The organism is Halostagnicola sp. A-GB9-2, from assembly GCF_030068615.1.
Taxonomy (GTDB): domain Archaea; phylum Halobacteriota; class Halobacteria; order Halobacteriales; family Natrialbaceae; genus Halostagnicola.
The window spans coordinates 416,572-441,172 of record NZ_JASJOC010000002.1; the positions used below are offsets into that span (position 1 = coordinate 416,572).

Annotated in this window: 21 protein-coding genes, 1 tRNA gene and 1 pseudogene; 10 read left to right on the top strand and 13 right to left on the bottom strand. The window is 60.9% G+C overall.

Annotated features, from left to right (window positions below):
- Position 1: 1 nt before the first annotated feature.
- On the top strand, positions 2-835 hold the full coding sequence (locus tag QNM96_RS07510) for an undecaprenyl-diphosphate phosphatase (RefSeq protein ID WP_283835451.1): 834 nt from the start codon (positions 2-4) through the stop codon (positions 833-835).
- 31 nt (positions 836-866) lie between these two features.
- On the opposite strand, the gene QNM96_RS07515 is transcribed toward QNM96_RS07510, so the two are convergent.
- Together QNM96_RS07515 and QNM96_RS07520 are read right to left on the bottom strand one after the other, a co-directional pair.
- Complete coding sequence (locus QNM96_RS07515; protein WP_283835452.1) at positions 867-2,288, bottom strand: MATE family efflux transporter; 1,422 nt, start codon at positions 2,286-2,288, stop codon at positions 867-869.
- Between the two features lie 195 nt (positions 2,289-2,483).
- Positions 2,484-3,386, bottom strand: a complete 903-nt coding sequence (locus QNM96_RS07520) for a ribonucleotide-diphosphate reductase subunit beta (RefSeq protein ID WP_283835453.1) — start codon at positions 3,384-3,386, stop codon at positions 2,484-2,486.
- Between the two features lie 84 nt (positions 3,387-3,470).
- Here QNM96_RS07520 and QNM96_RS07525 point away from each other — a divergent pair, with 84 nt between their 5' ends.
- The 3 genes from QNM96_RS07525 (at position 3,471) to QNM96_RS07535 (ending at position 7,812) form a co-directional block, all read left to right on the top strand.
- Positions 3,471-4,124 (top strand): helix-turn-helix domain-containing protein, encoded by a 654-nt coding sequence (locus tag QNM96_RS07525; RefSeq protein WP_283835454.1) that lies wholly within the window; start codon positions 3,471-3,473, stop codon positions 4,122-4,124.
- Between the two features lie 122 nt (positions 4,125-4,246).
- On the top strand, positions 4,247-5,047 hold the full coding sequence (locus tag QNM96_RS07530) for a sulfite exporter TauE/SafE family protein (protein ID WP_283835455.1): 801 nt from the start codon (positions 4,247-4,249) through the stop codon (positions 5,045-5,047).
- Between the two features lie 95 nt (positions 5,048-5,142).
- The gene (locus QNM96_RS07535) at positions 5,143-7,812 is read left to right on the top strand and encodes a cation-translocating P-type ATPase (RefSeq protein WP_283835456.1); all 2,670 of its coding nucleotides are present in this window, start codon (positions 5,143-5,145) and stop codon (positions 7,810-7,812) included.
- Between the two features lie 16 nt (positions 7,813-7,828).
- Here the strand turns inward: QNM96_RS07535 and QNM96_RS07540 are convergent, their stop codons facing one another.
- The 3 genes from QNM96_RS07540 to QNM96_RS07550 form a co-directional block, all read right to left on the bottom strand.
- A complete protein-coding gene (locus tag QNM96_RS07540; protein WP_283835457.1) occupies positions 7,829-8,134 on the bottom strand; it encodes a hypothetical protein in 306 nt (101 codons plus the stop codon).
- Positions 8,135-8,205: 71 nt separating this feature from the next.
- Positions 8,206-8,961, bottom strand: coding sequence for an ABC transporter ATP-binding protein (locus tag QNM96_RS07545; RefSeq protein WP_283835458.1), 756 nt, complete (start codon positions 8,959-8,961; stop codon positions 8,206-8,208).
- Between the two features lie 106 nt (positions 8,962-9,067).
- The gene (locus tag QNM96_RS07550) at positions 9,068-10,702 is read right to left on the bottom strand and encodes a hypothetical protein (protein ID WP_283835459.1); all 1,635 of its coding nucleotides are present in this window, start codon (positions 10,700-10,702) and stop codon (positions 9,068-9,070) included.
- A 196-nt stretch (positions 10,703-10,898) separates the two neighbouring features.
- Between QNM96_RS07550 and QNM96_RS07555 the strand changes: the two genes are divergently transcribed.
- Together QNM96_RS07555 and QNM96_RS07560 are read left to right on the top strand one after the other, a co-directional pair.
- Positions 10,899-11,162 carry a glutathione S-transferase N-terminal domain-containing protein gene (locus QNM96_RS07555; RefSeq protein WP_283835460.1) on the top strand — a complete coding sequence of 88 codons (264 nt, stop codon included), beginning with the start codon at positions 10,899-10,901 and terminating at the stop codon, positions 11,160-11,162.
- Between the two features lie 547 nt (positions 11,163-11,709).
- Positions 11,710-11,883, top strand: a complete 174-nt coding sequence (locus QNM96_RS07560) for a DUF1059 domain-containing protein (protein WP_283835462.1) — start codon at positions 11,710-11,712, stop codon at positions 11,881-11,883.
- A gap of 77 nt (positions 11,884-11,960) precedes the next feature.
- Here the strand turns inward: QNM96_RS07560 and QNM96_RS07565 are convergent, their stop codons facing one another.
- A complete protein-coding gene (locus QNM96_RS07565) occupies positions 11,961-13,055 on the bottom strand; it encodes a transcriptional regulator (protein WP_283835464.1) in 1,095 nt (364 codons plus the stop codon).
- A gap of 30 nt (positions 13,056-13,085) precedes the next feature.
- Positions 13,086-14,252 (bottom strand): biotin synthase BioB, encoded by a 1,167-nt coding sequence (gene bioB / locus QNM96_RS07570; RefSeq protein WP_283835465.1) that lies wholly within the window; start codon positions 14,250-14,252, stop codon positions 13,086-13,088.
- A 329-nt stretch (positions 14,253-14,581) separates the two neighbouring features.
- On the opposite strand from bioB, the gene QNM96_RS07575 reads away from it, so the two are divergent.
- The gene (locus QNM96_RS07575) at positions 14,582-15,073 is read left to right on the top strand and encodes a pyridoxamine 5'-phosphate oxidase family protein (protein ID WP_283835466.1); all 492 of its coding nucleotides are present in this window, start codon (positions 14,582-14,584) and stop codon (positions 15,071-15,073) included.
- 24 nt (positions 15,074-15,097) lie between these two features.
- Here the strand turns inward: QNM96_RS07575 and sucD are convergent, their stop codons facing one another.
- Positions 15,098-15,970, bottom strand: coding sequence for a succinate--CoA ligase subunit alpha (gene sucD, locus QNM96_RS07580; protein WP_283835467.1), 873 nt, complete (start codon positions 15,968-15,970; stop codon positions 15,098-15,100).
- On the bottom strand, positions 15,967-17,118 hold the full coding sequence (gene sucC / locus QNM96_RS07585; RefSeq protein WP_283835468.1) for an ADP-forming succinate--CoA ligase subunit beta: 1,152 nt from the start codon (positions 17,116-17,118) through the stop codon (positions 15,967-15,969). Before sucC ends, sucD begins: the two co-directional genes overlap by 4 nt.
- A 417-nt stretch (positions 17,119-17,535) precedes the next feature.
- Between sucC and QNM96_RS07590 the strand changes: the two genes are divergently transcribed.
- Positions 17,536-18,372, top strand: coding sequence for a UbiA family prenyltransferase (locus QNM96_RS07590; RefSeq protein WP_283835654.1), 837 nt, complete (start codon positions 17,536-17,538; stop codon positions 18,370-18,372).
- Between the two features lie 68 nt (positions 18,373-18,440).
- On the opposite strand, the gene QNM96_RS07595 is transcribed toward QNM96_RS07590, so the two are convergent.
- On the bottom strand, positions 18,441-18,668 hold the full coding sequence (locus QNM96_RS07595; RefSeq protein WP_283835469.1) for a DUF5795 family protein: 228 nt from the start codon (positions 18,666-18,668) through the stop codon (positions 18,441-18,443).
- Positions 18,669-18,820: 152 nt separating this feature from the next.
- Between QNM96_RS07595 and QNM96_RS07600 the strand changes: the two genes are divergently transcribed.
- Positions 18,821-20,842, top strand: coding sequence for a PAS domain S-box protein (locus QNM96_RS07600; RefSeq protein ID WP_283835470.1), 2,022 nt, complete (start codon positions 18,821-18,823; stop codon positions 20,840-20,842).
- Between the two features lie 128 nt (positions 20,843-20,970).
- On the opposite strand, the gene QNM96_RS07605 is transcribed toward QNM96_RS07600, so the two are convergent.
- From QNM96_RS07605 to QNM96_RS07615, 3 genes and pseudogenes are all read right to left on the bottom strand, one after another.
- Positions 20,971-21,240 carry a helix-turn-helix transcriptional regulator gene (locus tag QNM96_RS07605; protein WP_283835471.1) on the bottom strand — a complete coding sequence of 90 codons (270 nt, stop codon included), beginning with the start codon at positions 21,238-21,240 and terminating at the stop codon, positions 20,971-20,973.
- 454 nt (positions 21,241-21,694) lie between these two features.
- A tRNA-Glu gene (locus QNM96_RS07610) sits at positions 21,695-21,769 on the bottom strand.
- A gap of 160 nt (positions 21,770-21,929) precedes the next feature.
- Positions 21,930-23,297, bottom strand: a pseudogene (locus QNM96_RS07615) (inositol-3-phosphate synthase).
- 250 nt (positions 23,298-23,547) lie between these two features.
- On the opposite strand from QNM96_RS07615, the gene QNM96_RS07620 reads away from it, so the two are divergent.
- Positions 23,548-24,348 carry a TatD family hydrolase gene (locus tag QNM96_RS07620; protein WP_283835472.1) on the top strand — a complete coding sequence of 267 codons (801 nt, stop codon included), beginning with the start codon at positions 23,548-23,550 and terminating at the stop codon, positions 24,346-24,348.
- The last annotated feature ends 253 nt before the right edge of the window (positions 24,349-24,601 follow it).

The following is a 24,601-nucleotide window of genomic DNA, read 5'->3' on the forward strand; positions in this document are numbered from 1 at the left end:
GATGAACGAGTACTGGGACCTCATCGTCGCCATCTTGGCCGGGGTCGTCCAGGGCATCGTCGAGTGGCTTCCGGTCTCCTCGCAGGGGAACCTTTCGCTGTTTCTCATCCTGATGGACATCTCCCCGGATCACGCCCTGCAACTCGCGCTGTTCTTGCAACTCGGGACGACGCTCTCTGCAACGCTGTATTACCGCGACGAAATCCTCGAGAGCCTCGAGGCCGTTCCCCAGTGGCGACCTCAGTCGGCGTTTACCGGGCCGAACGCAGTGACATCGTTTGTGGTCGTCGCGTGTTTTGCCACCGGGCTGATCGGGCTTCCGATCTACTTCCTCGCCGTCGATATCGCGAGCGAACTTAGCGGCGGCCTGTTCATCGCCGCAATCGGCGTCTTGCTCGTCCTGACCGGCGTACTGGAGTTGGCCTCGAAGTCGGTGGATCTCGCGGAACGGGAGGATCCGACGTTTCGAGACGCCGTGATCGTCGGCGGCTTTCAGGGACTCTCGATACTCCCCGGCATCTCCCGCTCGGGGGTTACCACGAGCGTCCTCCTCTTTCGGTCGTATCAAGCACCCTCGGCGTTCCGTCTCTCCTTTCTCCTCTCGATTCCGACCGGGATCGGCGCGGGCGCATTGATCTTCGTTACAGAGGGAGGTATCCCGGGGGTGAGCCTCGAGATGGCCGCACTCGCAGTCCTCACGAGTGCGGTCGTCGGCTACGCGACGATCGGGATCCTGATGCGAATCGTCGAGCGAATACCCTTCTGGATCGTCTGTTTCGGCCTCGGCGGACTGGCGATCGTCGGCGGTGGCGGCGTGACGCTACTCGTGGCTTGAAAAGCGGCGGCTACAGATCGGACAGGTCGTGTTAGTCCTCCGCCGGATTCTCTTCGATACTGCCGCGTTCTCGCATCATTGAGGTTCCCCGATCGATCCATCGACGGCGATAGAAGACGACGCCGAGGTAGGCAACCCGGAAGACGAAGTCGAGGACGACCGCGACGTAGGCCGCGACGACGCCGTACTCGAGGACGACGCCGAAGACGTAGGTAAAGCCAAGCAGGAAGACGAAGGTTCCGATGACGCGTGCGATAAAGGGCGGGACCGTCTCGCTCCCCCCGCGGAGCGAGCCGGCGAGGGTGAGGTAGGCGGCGATCAGGACCGCCGCAATGGCGTACGCCTGCGCGAAGCCGCTCGCGTAGCCAACCGTCGCCGGATCGTCGGTAAACACGAGGACGAACTGCTCGGCGAAGAAAAAGAGCAAGAGACAGAAGCCGCCGACGGTGAGCGTACTCAGTGCAGTTGCGGCCGCGCCGTTGTAGAACGCCGTTTTGGGTTCGCCTCGGCCGAGTGACTGCCCAACCATAATGTTCGCCGCAACGCCGTAGCCACGGGCGAGCGGCGAGGCGACCTGTTGGTACATTCGGCGGCCGATGTGGTAGGCGGCGTTGACCTCGGTGCCGAACGCCAGCAAAATCGCGTTGAACGGGAATTCGGCGAACATCTCGGTGAGACCCTCGGCGATTCGCGGCCAACTGATGAGGATAAGTTGCTTCGTGATCACTAACTGCCGGGGAACGACGTACTGGATCTCGTTGAGCGGCGACCAGAGAATCAAGAGGAAGGTAAGCGCGCCGAGCGTGTCCGAGACCGCTGTCGCGAGCGCGATTCCGACGACACCGAGTTCCGGAAACGGGCCGAGCCCAAGCGCAAGCCCGATAGTCGCGACGATGTTGAGAGCGTTGACGACACCGTTTACGTACATCGGCGTTCTCGTGTCGCCGGTGCCGTGGATCGAACGCGCGGCGATGAAGTTAACGTGGATCGCGGGCGCGGAGACCATGATGATCATGAGGTACGTGCTCCCGTACTCGATCACGTCCGCCATCGCACCCTCTTCGGCGAGCGAACCCAGAATAGCGATCGCGTACTCGTTGAGAAAAAGTCCAAACAAGATGAACGGGATACCACCGAGAAGCCCGATCAACAGCGCCTGTGTCACCGCCTGATTTCTGTTGGCGTCGGCGTCAGCGCCGGTATCCTGACTCGAGAGGGCGATCGCACCGTCGCCGATACCGATCCCGAACCGAAGCGGGAACCGAGCGTAGATATCCGCGAGTCCGACTGCGGCGACCGCGGCCGGTGAAAAGAGTCCCGCGACGATCAGATCCGTCGTCCGCATCAACGTCCGGAGCACCTGTTCGGCCATCACCGGCCACGACAGGCTAAAGACACGTTTCCAGACTCGCCAGAATCGGTGGCTGGCCAGCGACAGGACGACGACGAACACGGTTGGGATTCAAACGTTCGGGGATTAAGTATTGAGTTGGCGGAAAGGTGACCCGGGACTCCGTCCGCAGACGATCACCGCACGTCGAAATACATGGCAGCTACGGCTCCGGCGTACCGGGCGAACCGGCACGGGTAGTGAAAGCGGACGGACGTTCAGGACGCAACCGAGCGAACGACGGTCGAATCGTCCGTCTCAAGCGTCCAGTTGCGTAAGCTCCTCGACATCGGGAATGTTCTCGCTCGCAGTGGTTATCTGGTTCATTCGCTGTTCGTGTTTGTCGTAAGCGTACTCCGTGAGGTCGCTCGGACTTGGACCGGAATCCTCCTCGGTAACGCCGCGGTTCGTCAGACTGTTCTGGACGAGTGGAACCAGTTCGCTAACCGTCTCGCGGAGGACGTCGGGATCGACCTCGCCGCCGGTCACGAGTGACTTGAGTTGGGCCATTCCGAATCCGACGTGGCGTCCCTCGTCGCTCCGGATCAGTTTGAGCCCCTCGACCAGTCCCGGAAGATCGGGGAGATCAGATTCGCTCTCGCCGTAGGCGAGAGTAAGTCCGTAGTAACCCGTCTGGGCGAGAATGCCCTCGATCGTCAAGTGGTAATGACAGTGGGCTTTCGCTCGGTTTTCCGGCGAGTCGTCCTCGAGGAGGCGAGCCATGGCCCGTTCGTTGCGCTCGAACAGCTCGTTGTAGGGGTCGCTGAACCATTCCTTGTCGGTCGGCGAGGACAACTCCTGGCCGCGGCGTGTTTCCTCGGCGTGAACGACTTCGCGCCAGTACCGATCGAAAAAGTCGGTGTGTTTCGATTCCTCGTAGAGTTGTGTGGTGATGAACATCTGATCGCCGATGTCGTCCAAGACGACCGCCAGCGGTGCGAGGTCCTCCGTCACCGACTCCTCGCCGGCCCCGAACAGGGCGAGAGATTCCTTGAACGATTCAAACTGTGGATCGGACAGGTCGGCGATTCCGTCACGGTCAACCGCGAGGGATATTTCGTGGGGGTCCCAGTGCTTTTCGACGGCGTTTCGGTAGTAGTTGTGCGAACGAACTGCCGTGTCGAGTTGCATTTCGGGCTGTGATTCTTTATCGGTTGACATCGTCGTCTTACCGTACCGGCGGAATTCCGATGAGTCTATATCTTGTAGAGTAGGGTCTTTAAATACTAGCGCCGAACTAGCCGTATGGGTCTCATTACGGAATTTCGGCTAACGTCGCTCGACCTCCCGTTGACGGACGCGGTCGCAACCGTTTCCGAGGTCACGGTATACGTCGAGCGAATTCTCACCGTCGACCCCGAACGCCCCGTGATGATCTGTCGAATCGTCGACTATCCCGACAGCGAGTTTCGCGACGCACTGGCGGACGATCCGTCGGTTGCGGAGGCCGTGACGCTGGATGAATACGACGAGAACGCGCTGTATCGAATCACGCTCCGTGATCCGCCGGTGCCGATCTACCGAACGTATATGGATCTGGGTGCGATGCCACTCGATGCCATCGTGACCGTCGACGGCTGGTGGTGTCGGTCCCGATTCCCCGACCGGGAGGCGCTCGCGGAGTTTCGAGCGTTCTGTACGGATCGAGGCGCGACCTTCCACCTCGAGCAATTAACTCGGGAGTCGGCGGCCGACGACCCGCCGTTTGGGCTCACGCACGAGCAGTACCAAGCACTGGTTGTGGCGCGCGACGCAGGGTACTTTTCGGTTCCGCGAGAAGTATCGACGGACGAAATTGGTGCGGAGTTAGGGATTTCGGGACCCTCAGCGTCCGAACGGTTGCGACGGGGCGTCGACCAAATCCTGAAGAATGCCCTCGCAAGCAGCGAACGGGTATAACACGAGCACGGGGACGAAGAGACACTCACGACATCGTTACGACCCGATGGGAAACAACGAAACCCATTACCACCTCCAGTTGGTAGGTCGAGCACGAGCGATCTCTCGAGGATGGATTTCCAATGGACCCGTTCACATTCCTTGGCATCGACGTGGCGTTGTTTCTCCTCATCGGCGTCCTCGCCGGAGCCCACTGCATCGGGATGTGCGGGCCACTGGTAACGATCTATGCGGGAAAGATGGACGACGGGCAGTCGGATACTCGAGCGAGCGGCCACCTTTCGACCTACGAAGTCCGTCAACACGCGCTGTTCAACATCGGTCGAACGGCGAGCTATACCCTTCTCGGCGCGGCATTCGGCGCGCTCGGGAGTCTGTTGTTCGTGACGACCGACTCGCTGACGCCCGTCGTCGACCTCGCTCGCGGCGGTATCGGCGTCCTCGTCGGCGGTTTTATCGTCGCGACCGGCATCTACTATCTCCTCGGTCGGACCACCGGCGGCGTCTCGGTCCCCGGCCTTGAGCGGGTCAGCGCCTGGCTCGCAACGCACGTCGACCGGCTCGCGAACGGTCCCGGAATCGTTGGGCTCGGAGCCGTCCACGGACTGCTCCCGTGTCCGATCCTCTATCCGGCGTTTTTGTACGCGTTCGCAACTGGCTCACCACTTGGTGGCGGCCTCGCACTCGCCGCGCTCGGCATTGGAACGATCCCCGCGGTGTTCGCCTACGGAACCGTCATCGACGCCGTCGACGCGGTTCACCGACGCCGGGTCCACCGCTTGCTTGGCGTCGCGTTCGTCGTCCTCGGCTACGTGTTGCTCGCCCACGGGTTGATGAGTCTCGGCTACCCCGTTCCGCACCCGGAACTGCCGTTTTACGACGGTATCGACGCTCCGGGGGCGGGAGATCACGAACACCACTAACTAATCGGATCGTCACGAACCAACCGAATTGCCACGAAACAACGAACCGCAAACTGATCGAATCACCACGAACTAATCGAACCGCAAACTCACCGATGACAGCAACCGACCCATCCGCGCCCGGCTGTACGCTCTGTGCCCTCCCGACCGAGGGAGTCGATGTCAGCGACGGCGACGGCAACCAGTTCTGCTGTGTCGGCTGTCGAGACGTTTACGACGCGCTCGGCGATCTCGAGGACGTCGACGCCGCCGACGTTCGGGAACGGCGGAACGAGGCTGAACAAGGCGGGGAGGAACTCGAGCCCGGCACAGAGATACCGGACGACCACGATGCGACGTTTCTCGAGGTCGACGGGATGCACTGTGCGACCTGCGAGGCGTTCATCGAATCGGCGGCCATGTCGACCGACGGCGTCAGCGGGGCCAGCTCGAGTTACGTGACGGACACGGTTCGGATCGACCACGACCCCGATGCCGTCTCCGAAGAAGAGCTACAGGACGCCATCAGCGGGCTCGGCTACAGCGCCTATTCCCGCGACGACGCGTTCAGCCGTCGGCAGGCGGACAACTGGGCGATGGGACGGGTCATCGTCGGCGTGTTGATGGGGATGATGGTGATGCTCCAGTACATCGTCCTCATCTATCCGGTCTACTTCGGCGGGCTGTTCTACGACGAGCAGACGACGGAGTTCATCGAGAGCGCGCTGGCCAGCGAGAGCGCGACGGTGTTCTACCTCGTCATCGCCGCGCTGACGACGATCATTCTAGCGATCACCGGCAAGCCGATCCTACAGGGTGCGTACGTCAGCGCGAAGACCCGTCAACCAAATATGGACCTGCTCGTGGCCATCGCGGCACTCAGCGCCTACCTTTACAGTACGCTCTCGATCATCGTCGGCGGCGACCACATCTACTACGACGTGACCGTCGCCATCATCGTCATCGTCACCGTCGGCGGCTACTACGAGTCATCGCTCAAACGCCAGGCAACCGAGCGGCTCTCGGATCTGACCTCCGTACAGGTCGACGAGGCTCGACGGGTTCGCCGCGGCGGGTCGACGGACGCCGACCAACTCGAGGACCGCTCCGAAGACGTACCGCTCGAGGAGCTCGAGGCAGGCGATCACGTGCTGGTTCGAACTGGCGAGCGGATCCCGATCGACGGCGAGGTAGTCGACGGCGACGCATCGGTCGACGAGGCGGTCGTCACCGGAGAGTCCCTCCCCGTTCGAAAGGCCGAGGGGGACGCAGTCGTGGGCGGTTCAATGGTCTCCGATGGCGCGGTGACGGTTCGCGTCGGTCCCGATGCGACGAGTAGCCTCGACCGGATCACCGAACTCGTCTGGGACCTCCAGAGCGGCACCCACGGCATCCAGAAACTCGCCGACAAACTGGCGACGATCTTCGTCCCGCTCGTCCTGGTCCTCGCAGTCGTCGTCACCGCCGTCTACCTCATACTCGGCGCTGGCTTCGCCGGCGCGTTGCTCGTCGGGCTGACCGTTCTGATCGTTTCCTGTCCGTGCGCGCTCGGACTGGCGACGCCGCTGGCGGTCGCCGCCGGCATCCGGGACGCGCTAGCGAACTCCATCGTCGTCTTCGATGACAGCGTCTTCGAACGCATCCGCAACGCCGACACGGTCGTCTTCGACAAGACCGGAACGCTGACGACGGGCGAGATGAGCGTCATCGAACCGGATTCGGGCGACGGAGACGGACCAAACATCGACGATGACCTCCTCGAGAAGGCCGCGGCCCTCGAGTCCCGATCTGCCCATCCCATCGGTCAGGCTATCGCGACCGCCTGGGATCGGCCGGATCGGATTACGGACGGCGGAACACCTCGAGAGGAAGTTCCGGATGATGGACCGTCCCAGGAGCGCCTCGCGGAGGAGGAACGACCGCGAGAAATCACGGCGTACGAACGCCAGCAACGGCGAATAGAGGGCGAGCCGACAGGTTCGATCGAGGGTGACGTGGGATCGGATTCCGACCCCGAGTCAGCCCGAACGAACCCGTCCGACGATCTCGTCGACTCCTTCGAAAGCCATCGCAAGGGCGTTTCGGGTGTCGTCGCCGGCGAGGACATCGTGGTCGGTCACCCCGACCTATTTGCTGAATTGGGCTGGACCGTTCCGACGGAAATCCGTGAACGAATCGCGAGCGGTCGCGAGACGGGGCGGGTTCCTGTTGCAGTCGGTCGCGACGGGACAGCCGAGGGCGTGATCGTCGTCGGCGACGAACTCCGCGAGGAGTGGCACGAGACGCTGACCGCGATTTCCGAGGCCGACATCGACGTCGTCGTTTTGACTGGCGACGACGCTCGAGCGGCGGGCCGATTTCGAGAGGACGACGCGGTTGATCGGGTCTTTGCGGGCGTCCCGCCGGAAGGGAAAGCCGAGACCGTCGAGCGGCTGAAACAAACGGGGCGGACGGTCATGGTCGGTGACGGGACCAACGACGCGCCGGCGCTCGCGGCCGCCGATCTCGGCATCTCGCTGGGCGGGGGGACGGCGATGGCGGCCGACGCGGCAGACGTCGCACTCGTCGACGACGATCTCACGTCGGTTGAGACGGTCTTCGAACTCGCTCGAGCGACCGACCGGCGGGTCAAGGGCAACATCGGCTGGGCGTTCTGTTACAACGGGATCGCGATCCCCCTCGCCGTGACGGGACTGCTCAATCCGCTGTTCGCCGCGGTCGCGATGGGTGCGAGCAGCCTGCTCGTCGTGACGAACTCCTCTCGAGCGCTGCTCGAGGAAGAATAGATCGTTCGTACTCAGTTTACAACCACGGAAACAACGTTCGACGAATTCGACCGAGTGTCGACTCCCCACCGTGACGGACGTAAAGCGTCGTTCCGTCGGCGTCGAAGGAGAGTTCGTTCGCCGGGAGCGCCTCGCCGTCCGGCAGCTGAATCTTGCGGTCTTCGGCCGGAACCGGGCCGCCGGTACTGGTCCCGAACAGCGTCGAGGACTGGACCTTCGGCTCAGTGACAGGGCCGCTGTATTCGATGGTGTAGACCGGCGTTCCATCGTCCTCGGATCGTTCCCAATCGACGATTTCGCGGTCCGGTGTCGTTCCGATCATCTTCGAGTCAACTGGTTGAACAAAATCCATTCAACAACTTATATTTTGGTCATGTCTTCCGACCGCGTCGGTCACTCGGATCGTTCTTCGTCGGTCGTCGTCACGTCGAGGAAGACGTCCTCGAGCGTCGAATCCTCGCCGGTTTCCATGCGTTCGACGAGTTCCTTGGGCGCTCCCGCTTCGACGAGTTCGCCCTCGTAGAGGATCCCAACCTCGGTGGCGAGGTGTTCGATAACCGGGAGCAAGTGCGTCGAAAGGAAGACGGTCGTCCCGGATTCGGCCAACTCCGTGATGACCGCACGAACGGTTCGGGCCGCCCGCGGGTCGAGCCCGGAGGTCGGTTCGTCCAGAAAGACGACGTCCGGTTCGTGCATGATCGCCTGGATGAGCCCCGTCTTCTGGCGCATTCCCTTCGAGTAGGTCACGATCCGGTTGTCGGCGTCTTCGGCGAGGTCGAGTCGCTCGAGCAGCGAGTCGATCCGCTCCTCGATTTCCCGGGGTTCCATGCCGCGCAATCCGCCGTGGTACTCGAGTTGCTCGCGGGCCGTGAGTTCCTCGTGAATCGGTGGCGATTCGGGGAGATAGCCGATGTGGTCGATCAGCGCCTCTCGGTCGGTGATCGAGGCTCCCCCGACGCGGCCGGAGCCGCTGGTCGGTCGTATCAACCCGGTCAGCATCTTGATCGTGGTCGTCTTCCCCGCGCCGTTTGGCCCGAGAAAGCCGTAGATCGCTCCCGGTTCGATCTCGAGACTGAGTTGGTCGACGGCCGTCGTCTCGAGATACTCCTTGGTCAGTTCGTTCGTGGCGATCGCGTGGGTATCACTCATTTCGGTATCGGGCTCCTGACTGGTTGGTCCGGTTTTTGAGTCTGTTCGATCGTTCGTAAAATACGTCGCCACCTACTGTTGTGAAGTGCATTTTGTGTCATCCGATTCACCGTATCTGATACGCCCGATATCGCTCGATTGCGGTCTGGTATGCGGACATTGCGATCCAAATAGTGAGACCGATTGTCAGTGGTATCGAGATGAATTGCACGAATCTCGCTGGGATTCCGACGGTTGCGGTCCATTCGTAGACCGGCTCGATATTTCCCAGTAACGCCGGTATCGCCGCAAGCGACACGACTCCGAAGATCTTCCCGAGTCGGCGGAACCCCTTCGATCCCATTTCCGCGTATATCGGCACGTCGGTGAAGAAAAACGGGACGGTGACGTACTCGTAGCGCTCGACGTCCATCCCGACCGCGAGGCTGACGCAAGCGGTACACGCGCTGAAGGCGACGGTACCGATGACGATCAGAATCGTCTCGAAAACACCGACCGGGCTGGCGAATCCGACCAGAGCGATCAGGATCGCGAAAACAGCACCGGCGACGGTCGAGAGCAAGACGAGACCGGTGACGAACTGCCGCGCCGGGACCGTCGTCAAGAGCATCGGCATGACGCGGTACTCGGTGCCGACCGGATCGGAACCGAACGCGATTCCGGCCGAGAGGCCGACCATGAGCGCGAAATACAACAGGGGGATGTTCGCGCTCCCGCCGAGGATCAGCGCGGGCAAAGCGAGGAAAAAGACGCAGAGAAACGTGTACCCCATCGATAGCAGTCCTCGCGGAACACGTCGCTCCATGAGCCAGCGCTCGCGGGCGACGGTGAGCGCGGGACGCGATACGTAATCGCCGAACAGTCGTTCGAGTCGTCCCGGCGTGACGAGCGAGCGCGAGCCGTGAGTCGGCGTCGAATCGTCCGGTTCGCGCTCCCAGGTGCGCCGAACGAGGACGGTCGTCGCGCCGGCGAGAGCGGGAACTGTCACGAGGACTGCGCCGATTGCACCCACCCCGCGAGCGCTATCAGCACCCAGACCAGTCGCGCCGAAGAACGCGAGGTCGACGAACCACGCTATCGGAACGGACTCGAGGGATGCAAACAGCGGGACGAGCGACAGCGAAGTCTCCTGGAGCACGAGCCACGCGACGAGAAACGGGAGCCAGCCGAACACGACGAACAAATCCCTGTAGAATCCTCCTCGAGCCAATCGCTGTCCGACGAACCCGACGGCGAGCCTGCCGACCACGCCGACACAGACGGCGACCGCGACCAGCCCGGCAATCGCCGCCGTGATCGTAAACGCAACCAGCGGCGATCGAAGCCCAATCGCGGTGCCGACTGCAACGGCGACCGTCGGCCCGACGAGGTAACGCGCCGCTCGAGCGAACACGAAGATGAGCAACCCCAGGGCACCCGCTCTCGCCGGGACGGTCGTCAACAAGAAGTCGGCATCGAGGCGTTCGAACCGCCGGTGCGTGATCTCCGAGCACCGCCAGACGAGCAGGACAAACGCGATGGGTGCGATGAGTTCCAGTTCGTCGACGCGGATTGATTGCGCCGAGGCGATCGTCGTTCCGACGGCGTGTGCACTCACGCCGAGCACTCCGCTGATAGCCAGCGCCAGCACGAGGAAAGCGCGTCGACCCGTCCACAGGTTTCCGGAGTCGGATTCGCGCCGGCTGCGTCTCCACTCGGTGCGCGCGATCAGGACGCCCTCTTCGATGCGGAGCCATCTCATAATCGTTCAGCGGCTCCCGTGACGGATCATGTCAGGTGTAATGGAGTATTGAGAAGAATGATACATATTCTTTGCCATCGGATTTGGACCGACTTCGGAGAACATCTCGAGAGCGACACGAAAGCGTGAGTCGTCCCTCGCGTTGCCGTCTGTTTCCTGCTCAAGGCTTACCCGGGTACTCCACGTTCAACGAACAATGCTCGAGTTGTATCAGGCCGAAGGCTGTCCGCACAGTTCGAACGTTCGCGAGAAACTCACTGAGCTCGGTGTCTCTTACGTCGCTCACAATCCCCGACTCCCCGGCGATCAGGGCGGCGACGTTCTCAACGAGCAGACGTACCGGGCGCTGACCGAGTTGGGCGACGAAGACCAGATCCCGTACCTCGTCGATCACGACCGCGAGGAGAGCAGATACGACAGCGACGAAATCATCGAATACCTCGAGACGCACTACAGCTGAGGGGGCTATAGGTAGCTGAGCTTCACTCTTGTCGCCAGAGAAGCCGGCACTTGCCGACGGGAATCAGCAACGCGGTTTTCTGCCTCGAAAGGAATTTCCCTCCTCGAGACGGAGTTGCCAACCCTTGCGAGTTCTTGGCAAACAGTGTTACAATAGTCTCGCGTGTACTCCGATGGCCCGCAAAGGGCCAGAACGCGATAGCGGTACGGTACCCCTACCCAATTGCCCGAACTCCAGATGTGACCGTGAGACCGTCAGGGCGAATACCATGGGTTTTCCACCTGGACAAGGCACTACCATCACCTTGTCCAGGGATGCGACTTCCGGCGAGGCGACGGTTTCGACGTTCCGTACAGGAGACGACGAGAGAGCTGCCGAGAACCAACTGGATCCATTATGATCAATGAATATATTGATCTGGACGTGAAATACCTCTGTCAGCAATAATTAAGTAATCGCTCGTGCTAGGTTCATTGGTACTTGGTGCCAGTGAACACACTACAAGTACCGATCAGCGCTCTACGCGGAAAGAGTGGAAGTGATTTCGATGGCAAAAGCACACAAACTCGATTGCGAGTCGGTATCGGACACGTGCCGGTTCATCATCCAGTCGGAAAACGAGGAGGAAGCGGTCGAATTGGCTCAGAAACACATGGAGGAGGTCCACGGACAGGAATTTTCGGACGAGGAACTTCACGAGGACCATCTACAAGTTGTCTAACGACCGGCCAAAGTCGGTTCACGAGGTCTCTCTTCTCTCTTCGCTATAGTGGTCTTGAACAGCTACTTGAATCCCGATCAAAACCCGGGCATCAGTTCAGCCGGGCCGAAAACGCCGTACTCACCGGATCGGTTTCGACGAACACCCGTCTTCAGGTAACCAATCGCCGGCCCGTTGACGTTCGCCGCCATACTCGTGGCGTCGTCGAGTTCGAACGTGTTGGTTCCCGTCTCGCCATCGAAGGTGGTTCCGGTCACCGAGACGGTCGTCGTCGTCGGTTTCTCGTCGTGTTCGACATCGAGAATACCGCCGACGGTGACGTCTTCGGCGTCGCAGATCCCGGCACGCTCGAGCAAGACGTCGTCCGCGTGTTCCATATCCGTAAACTCGATGACGCCGTCGTGGTCGTCGATGATCGCCTCGATTTCCTCTTCCGAGAGTTCGCGTGCAGTCTCGATATCGTACTCCGGCAGATGGGCGATATCCTCGCGAACCGTTCCGCGATTGTCTTCGTACCCTGACTTCAGGCCGACGCCCCACCAGATGTCGACCGACTCGATCTCGACGAACGACTGTGCGGCGAGCGCCGCTGCCCCGGTGAGAAGCCCCGGTGTTGCACCTGCCCCGCAGACGAACGTGATTCCGGCGTCCTCGAACGCTTCTGTACGGTCGTCGAGCATTCCGATGACTCGAGAACGCTTGAGTACGTCGACCATGACGCCGGAGTACCCGCCCTCGAGGAACCGATCGGCGACCCGTGGGATGAAGTCGTGTTCGTAGTTCGGCAGCGCGAGCAGGACGGCGTCGATGCCGTCGCCGTGGTCGATGATATCCTGGATCGAATCCTCCGAGGGGCGGGCCTGCTCGGAGGCGACGACGCCCGCGTTCTCGCCGTGTTGTTTGACGCCGGGAGTGGCGGTTGCCCCGCCGTCGGTTTCGAGGGTCTCGTCTCGCGAGTCGTCGTCTCGAGAAGTAGTACTCTGTGGCCCACTGTCGATGTTCCCCTCCGTCGCCTCGAGCAGTTCGTCGACGTCTAATCCGTCGAAGTCGATCGCGACGCCGTGACGATCACACGCCGCGACCGGCGTGAGTCCGTCTTTGTGCTGGCTCACCTCGAGCGTTCGTCGGCCGATTCCTCCCGTTCCGAGCACCGCAAACGTCGTGTCGTTCATCGTTGAGTATGTTGTGTGGTCGGTCGTCTCTTAGTCGTCGCTCGATTCTGCGTTCCTCGCGTCCGCCTCGGTCGTTGCGCTCGTGGTCGTTCCCGCCGCCGCCTCGGTGGCCGTCCCTGCCGCCGTCTCAGCGACGGATTCCTCGGTCGCCCGCCGCTCTCGAGCTTTCACTTCCGCCGGATCGAACTCGTTGACGGACTGATTCGGCTCGAGTCCCGCCCGCTCGATGATTTCGATATCCTCGCCGGCCGACTGTCCCTCGGTGGTCAGATAATCGCCGGTGAGCAGGCCGTCCGCACCGGCCTCGAGCGGGAGGTGTTGTTCCTCTGGCTCGAGGTTGACCTCGCGCCCGCCCGTGAGCCGAACCCGGGACTCGGGGTGGAGCAGTTTGTAAACCGCGACGGTTTTGATGATCTCCTCCGTGCTGATTTCGACGCCCTGTTCGGCCAGTGGGGTCCCCGCGACGGGGTTGAGCACGTTGACCGGGAGCGAGGAGATGCCGATTTCCTGGAGCGAGATCGCCGCGTCGACGCGATCTGTTGGGGTTTCGCCCATCCCAAGGATGACTCCCGCACAGAGGTCCATCCCCGCTTCCTTGGCGACCTCGAGGGTGTGTACCCGTTCCTCGAAGCTATGTGAATCGATGATCTCGGGAAAGTATCGCGGCGAGGTCTCGATGTTGTGATTGTAGTGATTGATCCCCTCTTCGGCGAGGATCTCGGCCTCTTCGGGTGTGAGAATTCCCAGCGAGGCGTCGACCTCGAGGGCACACTCGTCGCGAACAGCGCGTATCGACTCTATGACCTCCGACCACTCCTCCGGACGGTGTTCCTTCGAAACGCCGCGTTCGGCGACGACGATCCCGAACCGCTGTGCGCCGTCGCGCTCGGCGCGTTTGGCGGCCTCGAGGATCTTCTCCGGGCCGAGGAAGTCGTAGGTGTCGATGCCGGTGTCGAAGTGGACCGACTGCGCGCAAAACCCACAGTCTTCCGCGCAGTTGCCCGCCTTCGCGTTGACGATCGAGCAGGAGTCGACGGTGCCGTCGCCGAAGCGATCTCGCACTGCGGCCCCCGCCTCCGCGAGCGGTTCGACCGGCTGTGCGATCAGTGCCAGTCCGTCGGTTCGATCGAGGCGCTCGCCGGCGAACACCCGCTCGAGTGCGTCGTCGATCGTCTGATTCTGCGTCTCGTAAACCACGATCTCTAGGACGGTTGACGAAGATATAATTCTTGGGGACAGTCGTCTCTCGAGAAATGTGGGCTGCGGTCTGTGGGTTTGATTGCGGGTCCGAACGAACGAGTCGGTGAATTGTTGAACCGTACGCGTCCAAACAGAGAACCCTCCAACTATCTACCCCCTCAGTGAAATTTGTGATTCGGACGCGTTATGCGTGGCGGGAGGCCCAAACGGAAACCGGTAACTGCTCGCTCGAGTGTACTCGGAGTCGCCGACGCCGTCGGATCGAGGCGAGTAAGCCTACTTTTTGAGGGACGAATTCTATACCCTTCTTGGTCGTCGGAGTAGGTATGAACGTCCGCGGCTCCCTTTCGAGAGAGACGATTGCGCGCTTCCTTTCGGTGCAGACGATCCCGATTCGAATCGGCTGTCGGACACCGTCGGGACATCCGTGGATGCTCTCGATGTGGTACCGATCTCGAGCGGCCGGCGACGACGGTAGTGACGAGTGGGTTCTCGAGTGTGCGACCGGGGCGGAGGCGAAGGTAGTTACGTACCTCACCGAAAATCCCGAGGTTTCGTTCGAAATATCCACGAACCAGCCTCCGTACACGGGTGTCCGCGGCCGCGGGACCGCAACGATCGAGCCCGACCCCGAAAAGGACGTCCTCCGATCGCTCGTCAACCGATATCTCGGCGGGCCCAAATCGACGCTCGCCCAAACCCTGCTCAGCGGGGACCGCGAGGAAGTGACGATCACCATCGAGCCGTCGGTGGTCTATGGCTGGGATTTCTCTCAGCGAATGCGCGAGTTCGAAAACAGTGTGAAAAAGACCGAATGAAAAATCGCGAACGAGCCGTCCGGATTACTCGAGGAAGCTCTCGACGTGATCTGCGACTTCCTCGGGCGTGTCGCCGACCGGAACGCCGGCGTCGTTGAGCGCGTTGATCTTGCTCTCTGCGGTGCCGGTACCGGAGCCAGAGACGATCGCACCAGCGTGGCCCATGCGTTTTCCTGGCGGGGCCGTTCGGCCAGCGATGAAGCCAGCGACAGGCGTGTCGACGTGCTCGTCGATATAGGCCGCGGCCTCCTCCTCGTCCTCGCCGCCGATCTCGCCGCACATGGCGATTGCCTTCGTGTCCGGATCGTTCTCGAAGAGTTCGAGGGCGTCGACGAAATCGGTGCCGATGATCGGGTCGCCGCCGATGCCGATCGCGGTGGTCTGGCCGATACCGCGGTTGGTGAGGCTATCGACGACCTGGTAGGTTAGCGTCCCCGAACGGGAGACGAGTCCGACGTCGCCCGAGGCGAAGATGTTGCCCGGCAGAATGCCGAGTTTGGCCTCGCCGGGGGTGATGAGACCGGGACAGTTCGGGCCGATGAGTCGGGTGTCGGTCTCGGTGAGTCGCTTGTTCACTCGAGCCATGTCCTGGGTCGGGATTCCCTCGGTGATCGCGACCGCAAGGTCGAGGTCCGTATCGAGGGACTCGAAGATCGCGTCGCCGGCGAACGCTGGCGGGACGAAGATGACAGACGTGTCGGCGTTCTCCACTTCGACCGCTTCATCGACGGTGTCGTAGACAGGAACGCCGGCGACTTCCTGACCGCCTTTGCCGGGAACCGCACCGGCAACGACGTTCGTCCCGTACTCCATCATCTGTTCGGCGTGGAACTTGCCTTCCCCGCCGGTGATGCCCTGTACCACCACGCGCGTGTCGTCGTCGACTAATACGCTCATTGTTCGTTCACCTCATCAGCGTACTCGACGGCACGCTGAACCGCGTCCTCGAGGGTCTGCTCGACCGTCACGAGGTCTTCGTTGAGAATTTCCATGCCTTCCTCCCAGTTTGTCCCGGCCAGTCGAACGACGACCGGCTTCGGGATCTCGTCGAACTGCTCTAGGGCTTCGTTGATCCCCTTGGCGACCTCGTCGCCGCGGGTGATGCCCCCGAAGATGTTGAACACGACCGAATCAACGTTCTCGTCGGAGAACACCATGTCCAGCGCGTTCGCGATCCGGTCCGCTTTCGCGCCACCACCGACGTCGAGGAAGTTGGCGGGCTCACCGCCGTAGTGATCCACGAGGTCGAGTGTGGTCATCACGAGGCCGGCACCGTTGCCGATGATCCCCGTGTTGCCCTCAAGTCGAACGTAGTCGAAATTGTACTCGTCGGCTTTCTGCTCGAGCGCGTCGCCGCTTGCTGCCTCGTCTTCCATCTCGGCGAGTTCGGGCTGTCGGAACAGCGCGTCCTCGTCGATGTTCATCACGGCGTCGGCCGCGATGACGTCGTTGTCGCTGGTGACCATCAGCGGGTTGATCTCCGCGTCGGCACCGTCCCGGTCCGACCAGAGCTGGTAGAGGGTGGTAAGAACGCTCGAGACATCACGTGCAATCTCGCCGGGAACGCCGGCGTCGTAGACCGCCTTCCGGGCCTGGTAGGGATGCATCCCGAACGAGGGGTCGATGTGTTCGCGCGCGATTGCTTCCGGCGTTTCCTCGGCGACGGCTTCGATGTCGACGCCGCCTTTCGTCGAGACCATCGCGACGGGTTTGCCCTCGCCCCGGTCCATCGTGATGCCGACGTAGAGTTCGTTCGTGAAGTCGACTGCCTCCTCGACGAGGACGCGGTCGACGTGGTAGCCCTTGAGATCCATTCCGAGGATCGAGTCGGCAGCCTCGCGGGCTTCCTGCTCGTCGTCGACGAGCTTGATTCCCCCTGCCTTCCCGCGGCCACCGACCTGTACCTGCGCTTTGACCGCGACTGGGTATCCAATCTCCTCGGCCGCGGCGACGACGCCGTCGACGTCGGAGGCGAGCTTCGACTCCGGCGTCGGGACCCCGGCGTCGGCGAAGACTTGCTTCGCCTGATACTCGTGTAGCTTCATATCCATTCGAACGGCTGTTCCCACGTCGCTTAAATCATGGCAGTTTCCACTCGCGAGAGCCGTTGCCCTGTCACGCACCCACGTAAGTTTATATTAGGCCAATACCATCGGTTCCACGCCGAGATATTCTAAAAGATACCGGTCATCTGATTGTGTGAACCACGTTTTTGGATTTATGAGGGAGGACGATCCTGCGGAAGATTCCTGTTATCATTGGACACGAATTGTCTCGAAACCGGCCAATTTTGCGTTCGGCGCCGACTGGGAGCGCACTACAATTAGTCCCCGATCATCGGACACCACCGAACGAAAATAGGCCGCCTCGAGCCTGCCATCACCCCAGCATTAATCAGTTCTCCTCACCGGCATCTACTCGAGAACGTGACGCGCTCTACGGCGTTCGAGCGGTTCGGTTCGATCCTTTCCGAGCCGAAAGCACTCGCTCTCTTGCTGGTTCACAGCAACGTTCACATCTCGCTTTCTGCGACGAGCATCGCACTCGTTACGATGGTCCTGTTGGACCTGCGGATCGATCCGATCCCGTTGTTCATCGTCTTCGCCGCGACCATGTTCGTCTACAGCCTGAATCGATTCACCGATCTCGAGGAGGACGAACGCAACGTCCCCGATCGCGCGGCGTTTACGAAACGGTACGGACGGCTCCTGCTGACGCTCGGGGTCGGACTCTACCTCGTCGCAATCGGCGTCGCGGTCGTCCTCGATCTCCCGGGTGCCGGATACATGGTCATCCCGTTGCTCGTCGCGATCGCGTACTCGCACTTTCGGCTCAAGAAAGTCTTCCTCGTAAAAAACCTGACCGTCGGCCTCGCCTGGGGGCTCATTCCGCTCGGCGTTGGCGTCTACTACGAGGTCCTTGAGGAACCCGAACTTCTCTTTCTCGCCGGCTACGTGACCGCTATGTTAACGGTCGCGGCCATCATCTTCGACATCAAGGATATCGAGGGCGATCGAGAGGAAGGGATCAGAACGGTTCCGGTCGTGTTCAACCCGGAGCGAACTCGACTCATCTCACAGGGATTGAACATCGCTATCGCCTCGAGCGTTCTCGTCGCCGCGCTCGCCGCTTTGATCCCCTCGACGTTTCTCGTGTTGTTGGCCTTTAACGCCTACGTGGGCGGCTACATTCCGTTTGCAACCCGCGATCGAGGGCCGCTCTTTTACGGGTTCGTCGTCGACGGCGAACAGATTGTTCTCGTCTGTTGCGTGCTCGTTCTAGACATTCTGGTCTGGTGAGTGTTCCGTTCTACGAGTGCTACCTCGACGAGAGCGCCCGAGGTTAGTGTGTTCGACAGTCGACTCGATCAGTCCCTGTCGGTGTTGCTCCAGTCACACTCCTGGCACTTCCAGCCGGTCACGAACTCCGTGACCGAGGGCATGTAGCCGACTTTCAGGACGTTTTCCCCGCATTCCGGACAGGACCGGTCCGCCTCTTCGATGGAATCGGTTTCCATCACGGAGTCGTCCTCGATCAGTTCCGCCAGTTTTTGTGCGTTGACCATTCGTCCTTGAACGACTCGATTTGCAGCCATGCTCACTCGTCTGTGTGCGAGGCCCGTAAGCTTTTCAACGCCCCGACCGATTCGTCAGAGACACTAACTATACACTAATATCATCATTATAATTCTATGTATTATGTCCCCATATCGGAGTTCTTAAGCCAGCTACTGCTCGAGATTAGATAATGGGCCCGGGTTCTTTCAATTCATATAACAGTTCTACAACCGGTCGTCCGAGCGACGTTATCGAAGGGCTTCTCTCGGATATCGATGTCGCCAGCTTCCAGTTGACAGAGCGCGGAACGATCGCAACGGTCAACCGTCAGTTCTGTTCGATGGTCGGGGAGACAGCGAGCGAACTGGTCGGGAATCCGTTCACCTCCCTCGTTAAAAACGGCGATTTTACCGACCGGCGGACGATTGACGAACTCGTCTCCGAATTTCGGGAGTCGGTAACGACGACGGTTAGACTCGAGACGGTCGACGGTGTCTTTCCGTGTACCCTCTCTCTCCGTCGGGTAGATAGCACGTCCGAAGGCGGTCGCCCAGCGGTCCTCGGTGCAATCACGGAACGCCAGGGAAAGGCCGGTTCGCCGTCCCAGATCGAACTCGCGTCCGGCGAGACGTTCGCGGCGCTGGCGGAAGCCTTGCCCGACGGAATCATCGTCCTCGATTCGGACAGCGTGTTGCAGTACGCGAACCCGGCTGTCGAACGGATTCTGGGGTACACACCCGAAGAGCTCGTCGGTGCCAGCAAGGTCGAGATCATTCCGGAACGTCTCCGCGAGAATCACCTCACGGCGCTCAGTCGATACCTCGAGACCGGTGAAAAACACATCAACTGGACGTACGTCGAACTACCCGGCCAGCACAAAGACGACTACGAGATTCCGCTCGGTATCTCGCTAAACGACTTTATGTACGACGGGGATCGGTACTTCGTCGGCCTCTTTCGAGACGTTTCGGATCGCAAGCGGGCTGAACGCGAACTCTCGGCGAAAGCGGTCCAACAGGAAACGGTCGCCTTGCTCGGCCAGCGAGCCCTCGAGTCCTCGGAACTCGACCAGTTGTTCGAGAAAACCGTCGACCTCGTTACGGCGGCACTCGACACGTCTCACTGTGAAGTCCTCGAGTTAGATACAGACAATGACACGCTGGTGCTTCGCGACGGAGCCGGCTGGGACGACGGCCTCGTCGGAACCGAAACGCTCTCCCCCCTTCCCGCCGATTCACAGGCGGGCTACACGCTGGATACTGCTCGGCCAATCATCGTCGAGGACCTCGAAGAGGAGGATCGGTTCGATGACAACCCCTTGCTTTCCGATCACGACATTCGAAGCGGAATAACCGTCGTAATCGGCCCGTCTGACGATCCGTGGGGCGTCTTCGGCGTCCACGACACGGCACCTCGGAGGTTTACCCACCACGTCATTAATTTTGTCCAGAGCGTCGCGACGATTCTCGCGTCGGCAATCGAACGCGCCGAGTACGAGTACCGGCTCAACGAAACCGTTGAGGAGCTCGCGGCGTCGAACGAGCGACTCGAGCAGTTCGCCTCCGTCGCGTCTCACGACCTTCAGGAGCCGCTTCGCATGGTCTCGAGCTATCTCACGCTTCTCGAGTCGAGATACGAGAACGAACTGGACGAAGAGGCGCTCGAGTTCATCGAGTTCGCCGTCGACGGTGCGGAACGAATGCAAGGCATGATCGACGGACTCCTCGAGTACTCCCGCGTGGAGACGCGCGGTGACCCGTTCGAAGCCGTCGATCTCGACGAGGTCATCGATCGGATTCGGACGAACCTCACGGTACAAATCGAAGAAACCGATGCGGAGATGGTCGTCGAACCGCTTCCGACGGTCGTCGGGGACGAAAAACAACTCGAGGCGCTCTTTCAGAACCTGCTCTCGAACGCCATGACCTATCAGGACGAACAGCCGGTCCGCATCGAGATCACGGCTTCGGAACGATCGACGGCGTGGCGGATATCGATCGACGATAACGGGATCGGTATTAGTGACGAACACGTCGATCAAGTGTTCGATATTTTCGAGCGACTTCACTCGCATGCGGAGTTTTCGGGAACGGGTATCGGCCTCTCGCTTTGTCAAAAGATCGCCGACCGCCACGGCGGGGACATTCGAGTCGAATCCGTTTCGGGAACCGGGTCAACGTTCTCCGTTACGATTCCAAAGCGGGACGACTGACGGAACGCATTCGTACAGGGTCGACTAGATTGGCACACCAGAGGATTCTCCAGAGACTCCACTCACTAACGGGACTACCGGTGGGAAGACCGATCGGCGAATGGGCTATCACCGACTGGAACGATCTCTCACATGAATTGTGATTCCCACTCGCGGCGCTCGGTTATCTCCTGTTCACCAGCGTCTGTAATGGCGTAGTAGTTCGTTCGCCTATCGAGTTGCCCTTTCTCGACGAGTTCTTTATTGACGATCGTGTCGAGATTCGGATACAGTCGACCATGATTAATGTCTGAGCTGTAATACTTCTCGATTTCCTCTTTGATATCCTGACCTGACGGTTGATCGGCGCCGGCGATTACGTACAACAAGTCTCGTTGAAACCCGGTGAGATCGTTCATTCCACGAATCCCTGCCACTGATCTAGTATTTGTTATTATTTTCGTACGGGATCGTAGGGAATCGTTCGAGTTGTTAAGCACAGCACATCAACGGGTAATCTACGCTGACAGTGACTGTGTGATTGGATCCCATCTCGGCGCATCCATATTATCGATCTGTGGGCAAGTTCGTTGCTTCCTCCATTACTGTCAACCCCGGTTAGGTACTCTTTACTCCGCAGGTGCGTTGGATAGCCCGTGCTTAGGGGCCGACGATTCGTGTCGTGGTCATACAGTCCGTTCAGAAACTGGTTCGAAGGAATAACGTAGGGGAATTGACCTGTACAATCAACACTGCAACGGGATGTAAGTCGTCTCGGAATCAGGTGGTTCGAGTTTCACCGCCTGCTCCGCGCGACTGGTCTCATTCAAACCCTGTGTCACAGTATCGGGTCACGAATTTGTTCGTCGAAAATGCTCCGTCAGGGATTTGAACCCTGGTCATCGGCTCGAAAGGCCGAAATGATTGGCCGGACTACACCAACGGAGCTCTGTCGCTTCGTCACCGTACCGTCGTTCGGTGCGGCCTCGTGAAGCTACACCCAATCGTTGCCGGGGCCTAGTAAAAAGCGTTCCGTTCCGCTCCTCCAATGGGAGGGAGTGACGCACCGGGAGTTCGTCCGAGGCCGAACGTCGCGAGTCACACACCATCAGTCCTCGACGGAACGCGGGAGGGCGTCCTCCTCGAGCCCGAGCAACTTCGCGATCGTCGGCGCGACGGCGGTCACCGCCACCGTCTCGTCCGGGTCGATCGTCGGTGCGGCCGGACCGCCGAACCCGTAACAGCCGTAGGCGGCTTCGTCGACCCGTCCGTGAGAGCCGCTGACTCTCGAGAGGTCGTGTTCGTCGTCGCCGAGAGGGGCTTTGAAGAACAAGGCGAGGTGGGGCTGGAGTCCCCCTTCGCCGTGCTCGTCGGCGAAGGCGATCAGCCGAACCAGATCGAGCACGAGCGGCGCCGCCAGCGCGGAGTCGGATCCCTCCCAGGTGAACTGCATCTTCATCTCCGTCTCGAGAAAGCCCTCGAAGTGGATGAAGTCCAGGCGGTTTTCCAGTCCGCGAGCGAGGGCGTGTAGTCGATCCGAACGCGGTTGTGCTCGATATCGGGGAGGATCGACTCGAGGACATCGCCCTTGCTCGCGAGTTTGCCGGCCTTGTTCGCCTCATCCTCGAGCACCAGGCCGTCTTCGTTGCCGAGAATGTTGTGGCCTTCCCAGGCGAGCATGCGGAGGTTCCGGCCGGCAAACATCGGTGCGAACGCGGATTTGACCAGCGTTTCGCCGGTCTTTGCGTCACGTCCCATGTGCGGGACGTCGGTTTCGGCCGCGAGTTCGCGAAGGCCGCCGAGCGCGCTCCCGGTGCTGGGCGTGAAGTTGACGTACGGGTGCCCGTCGACGAGCGCGGCGTACGCGTAGAGCATGCTGGCGGGCAAGTCGCGGTCGTCCGCGTCGATCACCTCCTTCGAGCGCGGCTTGCGTTTCGTACGCGTCAGGGTCCTCGAGTTCCGGTTCCGTCGAGGCGACGTTGACGACGACCACTCGGTCGAGGTAGTGCCGATCCTCGAAAGCGACGTAGTCGGATCTCATCTGCTCGATTACTTCCTGGATCGCGAGCTGTTCATCCAGTTGCTCGCTCCCTTCGGAGACGGCCGCGCCGCAGTTGATCGCGGTTCCGACCGCCACCCGGTCGTCGATCGCCTCGAGGTCGGCTTCGACGGACTCGAGCGTCCCCGCGTCGGGAACGCCGTTTCGTTCGGACTGGCGGCGAGCGCGCTCGGGGAGCGAGTCGGTGCTAATGTCGTGGCCGCCGAAGACGAGTTCGTCAACTGGCGGAAGCTCGAGGTTGGACACAGGAGCTGTCTCAGTCACCATTCCCGTCGTTGCAGTTTCGCCGGAAGCGATAGCGCGTGCGCCGACGATCGACAACGTCGCGACGTTGCCTCGAGCGCCGACGAGCCAGACGCCGGTTCGGGTCCGATCCGCGGCATTCGAAGCGCCATCGGTCGCCGAGTGCCGTATCATCGCAGATCACGAAGTGAATTCGAAGCGGTTCTCGAGGAGCATTCGACCGGTTTCTCCGGCCCCAATTCGGAGTAGCGACTGATCGTGGAGTGGCTACTGGGCATCTCGAGAAGGGTCGGGACCGAACGGATTCTGTTATGGCCGACATAGCGCGAGTAAAGTCGTTTTTCCCGCGAAAATCGCCGTGCAATTGCACGTTTTCGATCGAACGAAGGCACACCTCAAAGCGGGGCCGACAGCGAGTACGGATATGCGAATTATCGACCCACATATGCACATGGTATCGCGCTCGGCAGACGATTACGAGCGAGCGCGACAAGCGGGAATCGAGTGCTGCGTCGAACCGGCGTTCTGGAGCGGGCAGGACAAACACAACGCCGGCGCGTTCTTCGACTACTTCGAGCAGATCATCGAACACGAAACCGACCGGGCCGACCGAACCGCCGGAATGGACCACTACGTCACGATCGGCCTCGAGCCCAAGGAAGCGAACTACCGCGACATGGCGGAGGAGGTCCTCGAACGGGTGCCGGAGTATCTCGACCGCGACCCCGTCGTCGGCGTCGGCGAGATCGGTTTCGACCAGGTCACCGACGACGAGGAGTGGGCGTTCCGCCGACAGCTCGAGATGGCCGAGGAGCGCGAACTACCGGTCATCATCCACACGCCCCATACCGACAAGCCCGCGGGGACGGAACGAATCGTCGAGATCATCGACGAAATGGGGCTCACCGAGGACAACATTATCATCGATCACAATACCGAACACACGATCGACATTTCGACGCGTTCGGACTGCTGGATCGGCTTTACCCTCTACCCCGGAAAGATCGAGGACGAGGCGGCGATCGATCTCCTCGAGGAGTACGGCACCGACAAGATGATCTTCAACAGCGCGGCCGACTGGGATCCCTCCGACCCGCTCGCCGTGCCGAAAGCTCGCGATAAGATGATCGACCGCGGTTGGGATCGCGAGGAGGTCCGAAAAGTCGTCTTCGAAAATCCCTACGAGTTCTTCGACCAGTCGCCGAACTTCGAGTACGAACCATAAGGATACAGTTCGGCTTTACTACGAACGCGTTTCGAGCGGACGCCCTCGGGGAAACGCCCGTCGAGACGGCCCGCGACGCGATGTCGCCCCTCGAGGAACGCGGGTGGACATAGCGTGGCCGGCGGCGGCCTCGAGACGGAGTCCGGCGAGGACGGCGACGAAGACGTCGGACTCGACACCACAGCCGAGTTCGACACCGCAACCGGGCTCGAGAGAACGAGCTGATGCGGTCGCCGGCGAGTACGGCGTTTCG

What these genes read in the sequence shown, in the direction of transcription:
- QNM96_RS07520 (WP_283835453.1), bottom strand. Translation starts at nt 3,386, where the DNA reads ATGTCAACCGATAAAGAATCACAGCCCGAAATGCAACTCGACACGGCA.
- QNM96_RS07575 (WP_283835466.1), top strand. Translation starts at nt 14,582, where the DNA reads ATGAACGTCCGCGGCTCCCTTTCGAGAGAGACGATTGCGCGCTTCCTT.
- QNM96_RS07555 (WP_283835460.1), top strand. Translation starts at nt 10,899, where the DNA reads ATGCTCGAGTTGTATCAGGCCGAAGGCTGTCCGCACAGTTCGAACGTT.
- QNM96_RS07540 (WP_283835457.1), bottom strand. Translation starts at nt 8,134, where the DNA reads ATGATCGGAACGACACCGGACCGCGAAATCGTCGATTGGGAACGATCC.
- QNM96_RS07595 (WP_283835469.1), bottom strand. Translation starts at nt 18,668, where the DNA reads ATGGCTGCAAATCGAGTCGTTCAAGGACGAATGGTCAACGCACAAAAA.
- sucD (WP_283835467.1), bottom strand. Translation starts at nt 15,970, where the DNA reads ATGAGCGTATTAGTCGACGACGACACGCGCGTGGTGGTACAGGGCATC.
- QNM96_RS07620 (WP_283835472.1), top strand. Translation starts at nt 23,548, where the DNA reads ATGCGAATTATCGACCCACATATGCACATGGTATCGCGCTCGGCAGAC.
- QNM96_RS07530 (WP_283835455.1), top strand. Translation starts at nt 4,247, where the DNA reads ATGGACCCGTTCACATTCCTTGGCATCGACGTGGCGTTGTTTCTCCTC.
- QNM96_RS07545 (WP_283835458.1), bottom strand. Translation starts at nt 8,961, where the DNA reads ATGAGTGATACCCACGCGATCGCCACGAACGAACTGACCAAGGAGTAT.
- QNM96_RS07605 (WP_283835471.1), bottom strand. Translation starts at nt 21,240, where the DNA reads ATGAACGATCTCACCGGGTTTCAACGAGACTTGTTGTACGTAATCGCC.
- QNM96_RS07560 (WP_283835462.1), top strand. Translation starts at nt 11,710, where the DNA reads ATGGCAAAAGCACACAAACTCGATTGCGAGTCGGTATCGGACACGTGC.
- QNM96_RS07550 (WP_283835459.1), bottom strand. Translation starts at nt 10,702, where the DNA reads ATGAGATGGCTCCGCATCGAAGAGGGCGTCCTGATCGCGCGCACCGAG.
- sucC (WP_283835468.1), bottom strand. Translation starts at nt 17,118, where the DNA reads ATGAAGCTACACGAGTATCAGGCGAAGCAAGTCTTCGCCGACGCCGGG.
- QNM96_RS07510 (WP_283835451.1), top strand. Translation starts at nt 2, where the DNA reads ATGAACGAGTACTGGGACCTCATCGTCGCCATCTTGGCCGGGGTCGTC.
- QNM96_RS07600 (WP_283835470.1), top strand. Translation starts at nt 18,821, where the DNA reads ATGGGCCCGGGTTCTTTCAATTCATATAACAGTTCTACAACCGGTCGT.
- QNM96_RS07565 (WP_283835464.1), bottom strand. Translation starts at nt 13,055, where the DNA reads ATGAACGACACGACGTTTGCGGTGCTCGGAACGGGAGGAATCGGCCGA.
- QNM96_RS07525 (WP_283835454.1), top strand. Translation starts at nt 3,471, where the DNA reads ATGGGTCTCATTACGGAATTTCGGCTAACGTCGCTCGACCTCCCGTTG.
- QNM96_RS07535 (WP_283835456.1), top strand. Translation starts at nt 5,143, where the DNA reads ATGACAGCAACCGACCCATCCGCGCCCGGCTGTACGCTCTGTGCCCTC.